This window comes from Pedobacter roseus, from assembly GCF_014395225.1.
Classification (GTDB): domain Bacteria; phylum Bacteroidota; class Bacteroidia; order Sphingobacteriales; family Sphingobacteriaceae; genus Pedobacter; species Pedobacter roseus.
Genome location: NZ_CP060723.1, coordinates 1,253,853 through 1,267,550, shown reverse-complemented (window position 1 = coordinate 1,267,550; position 13,698 = coordinate 1,253,853). Strand labels below are relative to the sequence as shown.

Genomic DNA, 13,698 nt, shown 5'->3' with positions numbered 1-13,698 from the left:
TATAATTTAGGCGTTTTGCTAACCAACTTTAATAAAGTACGGATTTTAACCAAGTACGCTGGCAATCCCAAGAGCCGGGGAAATCAAAAAAACAGGTGCACAACAGTAAAAATTGCACTAAAAAAACCTGAAACGCAGTGGTTTTGTGTTCATAAACGATGATTTAATTTAAAGAAATATTGAACACAAAACGAAGTGCCGCTGTTTTTTTGATGTGAACGGGATTGTGCAAAGGGCTCATTGCTGGATTGGCAAAGCGCTTTGGGTACTTTGGCGCTCCAAAGTACCATGCCCCCGCGGCAAAGAGCGGAAGAAGAATATTAATGTGTTCACACGATAGGTTTATAACAGGGATGTATGAGAATGGCGATTGTATCCCCTCTTAGCTACTTATTCTAGATTACACCTGCAGATTTTTCCAATCATGGTTAAAATGACGAGGTTTTTCGTTTTGAAACTAAAAAAACGTTTTAGTAAAATCAATTCTTAACAAACAATATCAATTTCCATTTGCTTATATAACAAAAACAGTTCATGAAAAACATCAAATTAATTATCCCTGCACTTCTTGTTTTATTTTCAGCCTGTAGCGAAGCCACAAGAAATACAGCAAGCAGCAAGAGCGAAAGCACAGCTCAAACTGCTTCGTCAAATAAAACCGATTCGCTCGAAGCCAAAATTAAAATAAACGGCAACGTTGCTCCCGGAGATCCATTATTATTGAGATTTGTGGTTTACAATAATACCGATTCCGCTAAAAGTTTCTGTATCTGGCATACCCCTTTCGAACCTTTACTCAGCAGCTATTTAAGCATTACTGATGAAAAAGGAGAAGAAGCACAGTACAAAGGCGCAATGGCCAAAAGGGTAATGCCGCCACCTGCATCGAGCTATTCGAAAGTAAATGCTGGTGATAGCTTAGTGGCCAATGCTGATCTGCTCAAAGCCTACGACCTGAAAAAAGGATCGAGTTACAAGGTAGTTTACACGGGTGGCAATATGAGTGGACTGGCATCAAAAGATACGGTAACCTTTATTTATACTGAAGTACACTAAAAGAAGCAAACATTTTATCTTTCGGCTTAAAAAGTGCTGGCAATAAAATAAATGCGAATATTTCCATCTGTGTTCATCCCTTTTAGCTGTGGTTAATTAAAAAGTTAGATAGCAATAGTGGTATTTCACCCCCACTTTTGTCGCATTTACACTTTCGGGGTTGTAAAAGTTCGTATAACTTTACCATACAATTTAAAACAACTAAGAAAATGGAAAACACCACAACAATCACAGTAGAAACAACCGTAAATGCACCAGTAGAAAAAGTTTGGGAATTTTGGAACAATCCGGATCATATTACAAAATGGAGTTTTGCTTCTCCGGATTGGCATACTCCTTATTCGGAAAACGATTTAAAAGTTGGTGGTAAATTTAAAAGCACCATGGCCGCAAAAGATGGCAGCATGAGCTTTGATTTTGGCGGAACTTATACCACAGTTGATACCAACAAAAAAATTGAATACAGTTTAGAAGACGGCAGAAAAGTAAGCATCATTTTCGAGGCTTTAAGCGAGCAGACCAGGGTAATTGAAACTTTTGATCCGGAATCTACCAACCCTATCGAGATGCAGCGCGGCGGATGGCAGGCTATTTTGGATAATTTCAAAAAATATACGGAAGAGGGGTAAATAGAAAACTCGTCATTGCGAGGAGGAACGACGAAGCAATCTTAATGCGCACGCTGTAGCGAATGTTCTAAGATTGCTTCGTCAGCTGAAAAAGCTTCATCGCAATGACGATTTTTTTAATATGAAGTAGCTTAGCTTTGTAATCCTTTTGTCTTATTTTAATGAATGCGTTAAGAAATAATCATTAAAAATTGGTTCAAAGGGTGTTTTCATTGGTCATTAAGTAACATTTCGATTATTATTTGATTCGCATAATTTTTGATTTGAACGGAATACTTTGATATTGCCGCCATAATTTACATTTGCCGTGTAAATTATACACTATGCCTCGTATATCTTTATTTTATTCTTCACTATTATTATCTATTAGTTTATCTATTGGTACAAGTGCTCAAACGCTAAGTCTAAAACAGGCTGTTAATACTGCATTAACCAATTATGGCACCATAAAGGCCAAAAACAACTATGCAGATGCTTCAAAATCTTACATTCAGCAGGCGAAAAGGGAGTATTTGCCAAACTTCAGTTTAAGTGCCCAACAGGATTATGGAACCATCAACGGCCAAAACGGCCCGCAGTATGGTTTAGGCGGTTTGGGAACAGCTTCTTCTGGTCCGGCCTTAGATAAGCAAAACTGGAACGCTGCATTTGGCGGATTGTATTTAGCCAATGTAAACTGGGATTTCTTCACGTTTGGAAGAATCAGAGACCGGATAAAAGTGGCCAATGCGGCTTACCAAAGGGATAAAAACGATTTGGAGCAGGAAAAATTCCAACAGGAAATCCGCGTTTCAGGTGCATATTTAAACTTATTGGCTGCACAGCGCTTAACCAGGTCGCAACAGAAAAATCTCGATCGCGCCATTACCTTTCAAAATACAGCCATTATCAGGGCTAAAAACGGATTAATTGCAGGGGTAGATTCTTCCTTTGCAAAAGCAGAAGTTTCGAATGCCAAAATTGCCTTAACAAAAGCAAAAGACCTGGAGCAGGAACAAGCCAACCGTTTAGGCGTTTTAATGGGTTTAACGGCTACTTCATACGATTTGGATACCGCTTCCATTACGCGTATACCGGGTAATCTGCTCGAGGATACCGTGGTTAAAAGTTCACATCCCCTTTTAAAATTTTACCAAAACCGGGTGGATGTAAGCGATCATCAGGTTAATTATTTCAAAAAACTTTATTACCCAACCTTTACTTTCTTTGGTGTAATGCAGGGACGGGGATCTGGATTTAGCTCAGGTTATGCCTTAGATCAAAGTGCTTATTCTACCAGTTATGCAGATGGTATCAATCCCACGCGTGGAAACTATTTGATTGGCATAGGAATGACCTGGAATTTATCCACCTTATTAAAAAACCGTCCGCAAGTACGTGCACAAGAATACATTAGCCAGGGTTTAAAAGAAGAATATAACCTTGTTGATCAACAGTTAAAAGCACAGTTGGCCCTTGCAGAATCCAAATTGAACAATGCATTGGCGAACTATAGAGAGGCACCCATCCAGGTAAAAGCAGCCTCAGATGCCTATTTACAGAAAAACACCCTGTACAAAAATGGTTTAACCACGCTGGTTGATCTTACCCAGGCACTTTTCACCTTAAACAGGGCCGAAACGGATCGGGATATTGCCTTTACCAATGTATGGCAGGCGCTGCTGTTAAAATCGGCTGCTTTGGGCAATTACGACATATTTATCAACGAATTTTAATCTGGCTATATAAATGAATTTAATACGTTTCGCACTTCGCAAACCCATATCCATCTTAGTTTTAGTAGCCGGACTGTTCTTTTTTGGTATTGGGGCCATCAACCAGATCAAGGTTGATATCCTGCCGCAGATGAACCTTCCGGTAATTTATATTGCCCACCCTTTTGGCGGTTATACTCCCGACCAGATGGAGGCTTATTTTGGTAAACAATATGTCAACATCCTGCTTTTTGCAAACGGTATCAAAAGTATCGAAACCAAAAACACACAGGGTTTAATGCTGATGAAATTAACCTATTACGAAGGCACCAACATGGCGCAGGCCGCGGCCGAGCTTAGTGCGCTGTCTACCAGGGCACAGGCCATTTTCCCGCCAGGCTCGCAGCCGCCTTTCGTGATCCGTTTCGATGCTTCTTCGCTCCCGGTTGGTCAATTGGTATTAAGTAGTCCGATACGCACCAACAACGAACTGCAGGATTTAGCCAATACTTATGTTCGTCCAAGTTTTTCGGCTATCCCAGGTTTACTTTCACCTGCTCCATTTGGTGGTAGCCCCAGAACGATAGAAATAAACGTAAACCCATCTTTACTCCGTTCGCACAATTTAACGGTCGATCAGGTGGTAGAGGCCATCAGGTTAAATAACCAGACTGCACCATCAGGAAATGTAAGGATTGGTGATAAAAACTACCTTACGCCAACCAATTATACTATTAAAAAAGTAAAGGATTTTGAAAACATTCCTTTGTTTAAAGGAAGTGTACAAAATTTACAGCTCCGCGATGTGGCCACGGTTAAAGATGGTGCCGATTTGGTTGCAGGTTATGCTTTAATTAACGGAAAACGCTCGGTGTATTTAAGTATCGCAAAATCTGGAGATGCTTCTACCTGGGATGTGGTAAAAAATTTAAAGAAAAACCTGCCGAATATCCAAAGTTCATTACCTGAAGATGTTAAACTTTCTTACGAGTTTGACCAATCTGTTTATGTAATCAATGCGGTAAAAAGTTTAATCAGCGAAGGTGCCATTGGTGCCATATTAACAGGATTAATGGTTTTACTTTTCCTTGGCGATAAACGTGCAGCCTTGATTGTAATCCTTACCATCCCAACTTCGATTATTGCAGGGGTTTTATTCCTAAAATTATTCGGACAAACGATCAATATCATGACTTTGAGCGGATTGGCTCTGGCGATTGGTATTTTGGTCGATGAATCGACGGTAACGATAGAAAACATCCACCAGCATTTTGATATGGGGAAACCCAAGGCCCTGGCGATCTGGGATGCCTGTAAGGAAATCGCTTTCCCTAAATTGCTGATCCTGTTCTGTATCCTTGCCGTGTTTGCCCCTGCTTTTACCATGACTGGTATTCCGGGTGCATTATTTTTGCCATTGGCACTCGCAATCGGATTTTCGATGGTGGTATCGTTTTTATTATCGCAAACTTTTGTGCCGATTATGGCCAACTGGCTGATGGTAGCACATCCTAAAAAAGGCGCTGCACACCATCCCGGCATTACACAGGATGAGGCAGATTTTAAAGCCACCGGAATTACACTCGAATCGGAAAAAGATACCCTCAATCAAAAAAGGGTTCTGGTTGAGCGGGAAGATTTTAGCGGTGATGGCAAAATTGGCTTTTTTGATAAATTCAGAAACCGTTTTATGCGTTTTCTAGATCGCATACTCCCTTACAAAAAATCTGTCGTACTAATTTATCTGGTCGTAATTATTGGCTCTGCAGCCCTGTTATTAGTCAACATTGGCCGTGATGTTTTACCAAGGGTAAATTCAAGCCAATTCCAGTTGCGTTTACGCGCTCCTGATGGAACACGTTTAGAGCGTACCGAAGAAAAAGCAAACGTTGTTTTGGCAGAATTGAAAAAAATGGTTGGCGAAGAGCATGTAGGCATTTCTTCCGTTTATGTTGGTCAGCACCCGGCACAGTTTTCAGTAAATCCGATCTACCAGTTCATGGCCGGTCCGCATGAAGCTGTTTTCCAGGTAAGTTTAAAAGATTTTGAAGAAGACATGGACGATTTCAAGGATCAGTTTAGGGAAAAAATCAAAAAATTACTGCCTGACGTTAAACTTTCTTTTGAGCCTATCGAATTAACAGACAAGGTATTGAGCCAGGGCTCTCCTACCCCTGTTGAGATCCGCATTGCTGGTAAAAACAAGAAACTAAACGAAAAATATGCCAATAAAATCCTGGCTGAATTAAAGGAAATCCCTTACATGAGGGACGTTCAGATTGCCCAGCCGATTAAATATCCATCATTGAACATCGATATCGACAGAACACGCGCTGCACAGATCGGGGTAGATATGGCTGACATTTCGAGATCGTTGATTGCTTCCACCTCATCATCACGCTATACTGATAAAAATATCTGGCTGGATGAAAAAGCAGCTTTGCCATACAATGTGCAGGTGCAGGTACCGCTTAACCAGATGACCAGTAAAGATGATATCGGAGAAATCCCACTATTGAAAAACTCGGCCCGACCAGTATTAAGCGATGTTGCCAAAATCACCCCAGATACTACCGCTGGTGAAAACGATAACATTGGGGCTATGCCTTTCCTATCGGTAACCGCAAACCTTTATCATACCGATTTGGGAACTGCATCAAAAGATATGCAAAAAGCAATCAAAGATCTGGGCGAATTGCCAAGGGGATTAAATGTTACCGCAATTGGGATGAGCAAAGTATTAGGTGATACCTTAGATAGTTTGCAATCGGGATTATTAGTTGCCATTGTGGTTATATTCCTGATGCTGGCCGCAAACTTCCAGTCGTTTAAAGTGCCATTGGTTATTTTAGCAACGGTGCCAGCAGTAATTCTGGGATCATTATTGTTGTTAACCCTAACCGGATCAACCTTAAACCTTCAATCGTATATGGGGATTATCATGTCGGTTGGGGTATCCATCGCCAATGCGGTGTTATTGATTACCAACGCCGAGCAACTGAGAAAGAATAATGGCAATGCGCTCGAATCGGCACGTGAAGCAGCTGCTTTGCGTTTACGTCCGATTATTATGACTAGTATTGCCATGATTGCCGGTATGCTGCCTATGGCCATCGGTCATGGCGAAGGTGGCGGGGCTGTTTCGCCACTGGGCAGGGCAGTAATTGGAGGTTTATTGGCTTCCACATTCGCTGTATTGATTATATTGCCATTGGTATTTGCATGGGTTCAGGGAAAACAAACAACCAATTCGATGTCGCTTGACCCGGAAGATACAGACAGCATCCACTACATTAAAGGTTTAGAAGAAAACGAATAAAATCATCATCACAAATGAATACAAAGATATTTTCAACAGGATTATTAAGTACGGGATTTTTAATGCTTACGGCAATATACGGCTGTGGACATTCAGAATCTAAAGTTGCCGCGAAAAAAGAGAAAGAAGCAAGCATCGCAACATTCGATCTTAAAAAAGAAAAGTTATCAACCCAACTCAACTTGCCAGGCGAACTGATTGCCTTTCAACAAGTTGATTTATATGCTAAAGTGAGCAGCTTTGTGAAGTCATTAAAAGTTGATATTGGATCAGAAGTGAGCAAAGGCCAGTTATTGATGACTTTAGAAGCACCAGAAATGACTTCGCAACTGGCTGCAACACAATCAAGAATTAAAGCTCAGGAAGCTATTTATACCGCCAGCAAAGCCAATTATAACCGTTTATACGAAACCAGTAAAACCCCAGGTACCATTTCTACCAACGACCTTGACCAGGCGATGGCGAAAAAGAACTCCGATCTGGCACAGCTCGAAGCCGCAAAAGCAGCTTATAAAGAGGTAGGTTCGGTTCAGGATTATTTAACCATCAGGGCACCATTTAGCGGGATTATTTCGGCCAGAAATGTAAATTTAGGTGCTTACGTTGGTCCGACAGGAAAAGGTTCTGATCTGCCTTTATTTACGTTGCAGGATCAGAAAAACCTGCGTTTGGCGGTTTCCATTCCAGAGGTTTATACCGGTTATTTAAAAGCTGGCGATGAAGTGAGTTTCTCTGTAAAATCTTTACCAAACCAAACTTTTAAAGCAAAAGTGAAACGTTTATCCGGTGCTTTAGATGTCCGTTTACGTTCAGAGCGTGTGGAGATGGACGTGCCAAATGCTTCAAAGGTTTTATTACCTGGTATGGTAGCCGAGCTGAATATCCCGCTTCCGGCCAATGCCAGCACCTTCATCATCTCTAAAAAGGCATTATTAGATACCAGCGAAGGATTATTTGTATTAAAAGTAGCTGATAACAAAGCGGTTAAAGTGGCTGTAAAAAAAGGCAGGGAAACTGAAGATAAAGTTGAGGTTTTTGGTGAGCTGGCAGAAGGTGACAAATTAGTGGCAGAACCTACAGAGGAAATGCATGAAGGAATGGTGATTAAACCATAACTTTACGTTACTAAGGATTAATTATGTTATCAAAAAATCAAGAGCTTTCTACGCTTCAAAAAAAGGAAACTTTAGAGGATTTTTATAATAGGCTGAAAATTACACGGCCAGAGATCCCTACGCCAAGCTTAGGGATGATTAATGATATTGGGCATTTTAATGTTTTTAACAGAAGTGTGGTTTGCACCAACATCCCCTCCGCTTTTAGTCGCAGGGATTTTTATAAAATTTCGCTGATTATTGGCAATGGAATTTTGCATTATGCCGATGCTGACATAGAAATTAAAGGTAGGGCGCTATTGTTTACCAACCCGAATATTCCGTATTCATGGGAAAGTACCTCGCCAAAACCTGCTGGTTTTTTCTGTTTATTTACTGAGAATTTTATACATAACCGCAACGAAATCCTTCGCGATTCGTTGTTGTGGCGCATAAACGATAGTCCGGTAATTCATATTGATGAGGATCAGGAAGTAACCTTGAGGGATATCTTTTGCAAAATGATGAAAGAAATGGATGGCGATTACATCCACAAATACGATCTGTTAAGGAATTATGTGCAACTGATCGTTCACGAAGCATTAAAGGTAAAACCACAGGATATTTTATTTAAACAGAACAATGCATCGGCACGTTTAACCGCGTTGTTTCTCGAATTGTTGGAAAGACAGTTCCCTATTGGTTCTACTGAACACATTTTAGAATTAAAAACAGCCCACGACTTTGCCTGCAGGTTACTGGTACATGTAAATCACCTCAACCATGCTGTAAAAGAGATAACTGGTAAAACCACTTCTGAGCACATTTCGAGGAGAATAGCAACTGAAGCAGTGGCTTTATTGAAGCACACCGAATGGAATATTGCGCAAATTGCTTATTGTCTGGGTTTTGAATACCCGGCAAACTTCAATATATTTTTTAAACGCCAGATGCAGTGTACGCCAAAGGGGTTCAGGGCTAATTAAGTAATCTTCATTTAGACGCAATCTGGTCTTAGCGTCTCGCTAAGATCCTACAAAAATAATCGCATGTCGTAGCGAGACGCTACAACCAGTATGGTTTAAAACAGCAAATTATTATATAAAAAATCGTCATTTCGATCCTACCAGCTATAGGATTAAGCTAACTGGTTTTTCACCAGTTGCAAAATAGAGAAATCTTTGAACCAGATTTAGTAACAACTTTAAAAGATTTCTCGACTACGCTGCGCTGCGCTCGAAATGACGAAAATAAAGGAATTACGCCAGAAACAACAACCAATCTGGTCTTAGCGTCTCGCTAAGACCCCGGAAAATAATCGCGTGTCATAGCGAGATGCTATAACTAGAATAATCTAAGCTACTTTATTCCACCACCACAATATTATCACTTCTATCGCCGTCTAACGCATATCCGTAAGGATCAAGTGCTATTGTTTTTGGCTTATGATTCACTATAATTGAAAGCCTGGTTTTATTCTGCGTGAGGTGATACTTTTGAAAATAAACCGGTTTCGTTTTCGCATCCCAATCACTTTCCAATTGATCAAAACAGGCTAAATCTATATAAAGATCAGGTAATTGCTTAATATCATCACTTATTCTTTCAGCTGCAATTTCTAGTTCAACTTTATATTTCCCGTTGTTCAAGGCAGAGTAGCTAAGTAATTTGATCCCCAGATTGTAAGTCACCACCTTGTTAAAACAATCGTTTATAAAATTCTTTTGTTCAGGCGAAGCCTGATTTAGAAATGCATTCACCAGATCAGTTGCTTTAGCTTTTGGTTTCGGGCTTTTATGATCGGTAATAAGCTGACTTAATACATTATCAAACTTTTCCTCCCCTAATAACTCTTTCACAGCATACATCATCAATCCACCCTTTTGGTAATGCACATAAGACTGATCTAAAGTTTTGGCCAGCGGCAATTCCTTTTCGCTGTTGTTCCGGTTCAAAAAATAGAGGTTATTATCATAAGCGAGGTATTTCCTTAAGTACATTTTACCAAATCTTTTTTCGATCAGCTCATTTTCAGTGTATTTCGCCAGCGATTCCGTTAGCATAGCATAACCCTCCCCATCAACAGGAGCCAGTATATTCGCCCACCATTGATGTGCGGTTTCGTGTGCGGCAATAGCATAACTTTGATTAATGGTATTACTTTGGCTATAATTTCCTAAAAAATTAATACGCTCTTCACTAAAAACTAATCCCGGGTAAGCGGTAGCAGCCCCTTTGTATTGTGGAATTTCGGCAATGGTGATTTTTTTAAGCGGATAGCTTGCGAAATTTTTATTGCCATAATCCAAAGCATCCCGAACACCTTCAAAAATACTTTTCAGGTTATATTCCTGTCCAGGCTGATAATAAATACTCAAATCTATTTCTCCATACTTTTCTTTTTTAACCGCATATTTCGCACTGCTCAGGGCAAACATGAAATTTATGGGTTGAACCGTTTTGTATGTAAAATATCTTTTATTACCTGCTACCCATTCTTTCTGTAATTCGCCAACAGTAACCACTTTCTGGTCTGTTTCCGTAGAAATGGTGGTTTCTAAATCAATCAGTTCATACTTATTTCCACAATCTGGTTTGGTGGCAATTTCAGCCAAACCTGCTTTTTTCCGTTCTTGTTTATCATCGCTTTCAAAATTATAGCTATAGCCCAATTGGGGAACAAATTTTTCCAGTTCGATATAAGTTCCATTTTTAAGGATAGAATTTTCGCTATCAAAAGCGGTAAATCCAGAGCGGATAACTTCAATAGAAAAATCCATTTTTATTTCTTCATTTGGTTTTAAAGGAGCTTTTAGCGTAATAAATTGCTGATTATAGCGCTCATCTATTTCGTTTTTGTCACCTCCAGCTACGTCAACCGAAAATGAATTTACAGCGGGGTTAACTGAAATCCATATTTTAGAAATGGGTAATGTTGTTTCATTCCTTAGCTGATAAGTGCCTTTAACGGTATATTTGCCTTCGCGTGGATATAAATCGACATTGGTTTTAACCGATTTTATTACCGGTTGAGACAAAGCTGCCATTGATTTATATCTCTTTTCGTAGGCTAATCTCCATGCTAATTGCGCATCTTTATTTTGATACTTCCCGATAATATTGCTTTGATGAAAAATGAAGGCGCCGCATGAAATCCAGGTCAACAATGCAAAAATAGCGATCCATTTATAGTGCTTCAGGCTTTTAGCAATTAACCTAAATCTTTCAAGAACCTTTACTTCGATATTGCGCTGCCACATTCCAATAGTTAAAACAGCAATAATTGCAGCAAAAGCAGTCCAATACAACATATACCAGTTAAAAGGTGTAGCATAATATCCAAAACCGTTGAAATAAGAGTAAAGGAGATCTGGAACGGTTGCAAAGCGGAAGAGATAATGCGATATCCCAAACCTTTCCGAATAAGAAATGAGAAAAACAACAACCATACTTAATACCATGCCGAGGTATTTATTCGTGCTTAAATTCTGAATAAAAATAATGAGCACTACAAAAAGCAACATCGGGAAGGCACTGTAATAGTATAATGTTAAATATAAAGGCAATTCGATGTGAAAATAACCGTGGCTAACCTGTAAAACAATACCGATAACAATATTTAACGTAACGAGGATAAAAACCAATGTAAACAGGCTGAAACTTTTCGCCATCCATAAAACGGAATTCCGAACAGGTGTGCTGTAAATTAAGGCATGAATATTAACCGATTTTTCCCTGCTGATGGTTTCTGCAGCATAGAATAAGATCAGGATCAATCCGAATTTAATCGAACGCATTTCTTCGATAATAATACCGGTTGCGGGATAACTATGAATACCGTAAACACCACTGAACAATTGATCTTTTAATTCTACACCATACAAAAACACCCAGAGTAAAAGCATTACCATAATCGGGATATTCTTAAATAAGAAGATCACTTCTAATCTGAATTGCGTTTTAAATGTGCTGAAAACATAATGTAAACCACTAGGGAAAACCTTTAGAGTGCGATAAGGAATCAGTTTTATTTGTTCTGGTTTAAGTACCTTTAATTTTAATTGTTTCTGCTGCTGTACACGAAAATTAAACAAGCGGTAAGTCACCAACATAATTAAAGCAGTGATGCCCATCCACAATAACCTGTTGAACAAAAAAACACCTTCTACCGGAAATAATTGTTGGTTACGTTGAATATCCGTCCACGAACGGGTTTCGCCAAAAAACGAAGCCAGCGCAAAAGGATCTAACAGTAAAGGCAAAATATCCGTACTACTTGCTTTCATTGTGGAAGTGGCCAGCAAGGGAGAATTTCCAAATATCGAAGCAAGCATGTATAAGATGTAAATCAATACACCCACTACGTAAATTGCCCTGATGCTTTTAGTTAATATAGCCGTACAAAACAATGCTCCCACTGCAAACAGTACATTAGGAAAAGCAAAAACCAAAAGTGGCTGCAAAAAGTAGTTAATGTGAAAAGTGCCCAAACGATCGGTATCGACAAAAAAGGAGCCAATAAAAATCCCCAGAACTACGAATATATACAGACTAAAAACAGCAAGGAGCAAGCCTAAAAACCTGATAACAAAATAGTTTAGTTTATTAACCGATGTAGTGAAAATAACAGCTTCCATCCTGAACATCGCATCTCTCAACACCACATTCGCACTGAATATAGTCCCTGAGAAGATGGAAAAAAGTGAAAGCAATGCGATAATATTAGTGATGACATAAGGCGAGTTTTTATGAATTTCTTCTCCACCGAAGCCACCCTGCACTACACAGAAATACCCCAGAACAAAAAATAAAAGCGCTGCTACTTTAAAAGAAATCTGGCCGAAATGGTATTTCAGTTCAAACTTTAGTAAATTCAGTATCATAGCTTTGCCTCCAGATTTTGATTGGCAGAACCAAATAATGAAGAGAAATAAACATCTTCTAAACTGGGGTACACCGGTTCGAAACCCGCCGCCGGAAGTTGTTCTGCAAGTACAAATACATGTAATTTCCATGAAATAATTCTGGTAGAGATCACATTAAATGCCGACGAATAGGAAATTAAATCTACCTTATCAATTACTTTACGCCAGATTTTACCATTTAAATTTTGGGTTAATTCAGTAGGTTTACCCTGTAAAATCAGTTTACCACCTGCCATCACAGCCATTTCGGGGCAAAGGTCGTTCACATCTTCTACGATATGGGTGGATAGAATTACTACGCGGTCTTCTCCTATCTCACTTAACAAATCATGAAAACGGTTACGCTCCTGTGGATCGAGGCCAGCTGTCGGCTCGTCGACTATGATGAGCTGTGGATTGCCCAATAAAGCCTGCGCAATGCCAAAACGCTGTCGCATGCCACCAGAAAAAGTACTGACTGATCTTTTCCTTACTTCAAATAAATTTGTTTGTTGCAAGAGGGAAAGCACCTGCTCTTTTCTCTCGTTCTTATTTTGCAGACCTTTTAAAACCGCCAGGTGGTTTAAGAGATCAAAAGCTGAAACTTTAGGATAAACACCAAAATCCTGTGGTAAATAACCCAACTTATTCCGCATTTCCTGAGGATTTTGCAGTACATCATTTCCATCAAAATGGATCTGTCCCGCATCCGGCAGTTGCAAAGTAGCGAGTGTGCGCATCAACGATGATTTACCCGCGCCATTTGGTCCCAATAAGCCAAACATGCCGTTGGCAATGTTCAAATTAACATCATTCAGGGCCTTTACCCCGTTTTGATAAGATTTAGTAAGTTGCTGTATTTTAAGCCGTACCATTTTATTTTAAATAAGATGGAAGCAAATTATAGCGATTAAACCGATCTGTTAAATTTAAGTGACGAAGGAAGCTGAAATGATGATGAAAGGAAAAAATAACCTGATATTCCTTTCGTCATGAAAAACA

8 protein-coding genes are annotated in these 13,698 nt (G+C 39.5%); 6 read left to right on the top strand and 2 right to left on the bottom strand.

Features of this window, described 5'->3' with window-relative positions; all coding sequences use genetic code 11:
* The first annotated feature begins 534 nt into the window (after positions 1 to 534).
* The 6 genes from H9L23_RS05735 (at position 535) to H9L23_RS05710 (ending at position 8,778) form a co-directional block, all read left to right on the top strand.
* Complete coding sequence (locus H9L23_RS05735; RefSeq protein ID WP_187594067.1) at positions 535 to 1,056, top strand: protease; 522 nt, start codon at positions 535 to 537, stop codon at positions 1,054 to 1,056.
* A gap of 209 nt (positions 1,057 to 1,265) precedes the next feature.
* Positions 1,266 to 1,685 (top strand): SRPBCC family protein, encoded by a 420-nt coding sequence (locus tag H9L23_RS05730; RefSeq protein WP_187594066.1) that lies wholly within the window; start codon positions 1,266 to 1,268, stop codon positions 1,683 to 1,685.
* Between the two features lie 323 nt (positions 1,686 to 2,008).
* Entirely contained in the window at positions 2,009 to 3,400 is a 1,392-nt protein-coding gene (locus tag H9L23_RS05725) for a TolC family protein (protein ID WP_187594065.1), read from the top strand.
* Positions 3,401 to 3,413: 13 nt separating this feature from the next.
* Positions 3,414 to 6,698 carry an efflux RND transporter permease subunit gene (locus tag H9L23_RS05720; protein WP_187594064.1) on the top strand — a complete coding sequence of 1,095 codons (3,285 nt, stop codon included), beginning with the start codon at positions 3,414 to 3,416 and terminating at the stop codon, positions 6,696 to 6,698.
* Positions 6,699 to 6,712: 14 nt separating this feature from the next.
* Complete coding sequence (locus H9L23_RS05715; protein ID WP_187594063.1) at positions 6,713 to 7,813, top strand: efflux RND transporter periplasmic adaptor subunit; 1,101 nt, start codon at positions 6,713 to 6,715, stop codon at positions 7,811 to 7,813.
* 23 nt (positions 7,814 to 7,836) lie between these two features.
* On the top strand, positions 7,837 to 8,778 hold the full coding sequence (locus tag H9L23_RS05710) for a helix-turn-helix domain-containing protein (RefSeq protein WP_187594062.1): 942 nt from the start codon (positions 7,837 to 7,839) through the stop codon (positions 8,776 to 8,778).
* Between the two features lie 378 nt (positions 8,779 to 9,156).
* Here the strand turns inward: H9L23_RS05710 and H9L23_RS05705 are convergent, their stop codons facing one another.
* Together H9L23_RS05705 and H9L23_RS05700 are read right to left on the bottom strand one after the other, a co-directional pair.
* Complete coding sequence (locus H9L23_RS05705; RefSeq protein ID WP_187594061.1) at positions 9,157 to 12,675, bottom strand: ABC transporter permease/M1 family aminopeptidase; 3,519 nt, start codon at positions 12,673 to 12,675, stop codon at positions 9,157 to 9,159.
* Positions 12,672 to 13,571, bottom strand: a complete 900-nt coding sequence (locus H9L23_RS05700; RefSeq protein ID WP_187594060.1) for an ABC transporter ATP-binding protein — start codon at positions 13,569 to 13,571, stop codon at positions 12,672 to 12,674. Before H9L23_RS05700 ends, H9L23_RS05705 begins: the two co-directional genes overlap by 4 nt.
* Positions 13,572 to 13,698 lie beyond the last annotated feature (127 nt).

Excerpts from the sequence above, each read along its gene's own strand:
- H9L23_RS05710 (WP_187594062.1), top strand. The coding sequence starts at position 7,837 with ATGTTATCAAAAAATCAAGAGCTTTCTACGCTTCAAAAAAAGGAAACT.
- H9L23_RS05715 (WP_187594063.1), top strand. The coding sequence starts at position 6,713 with ATGAATACAAAGATATTTTCAACAGGATTATTAAGTACGGGATTTTTA.
- H9L23_RS05705 (WP_187594061.1), bottom strand. The coding sequence starts at position 12,675 with ATGATACTGAATTTACTAAAGTTTGAACTGAAATACCATTTCGGCCAG.
- H9L23_RS05700 (WP_187594060.1), bottom strand. The coding sequence starts at position 13,571 with ATGGTACGGCTTAAAATACAGCAACTTACTAAATCTTATCAAAACGGG.
- H9L23_RS05730 (WP_187594066.1), top strand. The coding sequence starts at position 1,266 with ATGGAAAACACCACAACAATCACAGTAGAAACAACCGTAAATGCACCA.
- H9L23_RS05725 (WP_187594065.1), top strand. The coding sequence starts at position 2,009 with ATGCCTCGTATATCTTTATTTTATTCTTCACTATTATTATCTATTAGT.
- H9L23_RS05735 (WP_187594067.1), top strand. The coding sequence starts at position 535 with ATGAAAAACATCAAATTAATTATCCCTGCACTTCTTGTTTTATTTTCA.
- H9L23_RS05720 (WP_187594064.1), top strand. The coding sequence starts at position 3,414 with ATGAATTTAATACGTTTCGCACTTCGCAAACCCATATCCATCTTAGTT.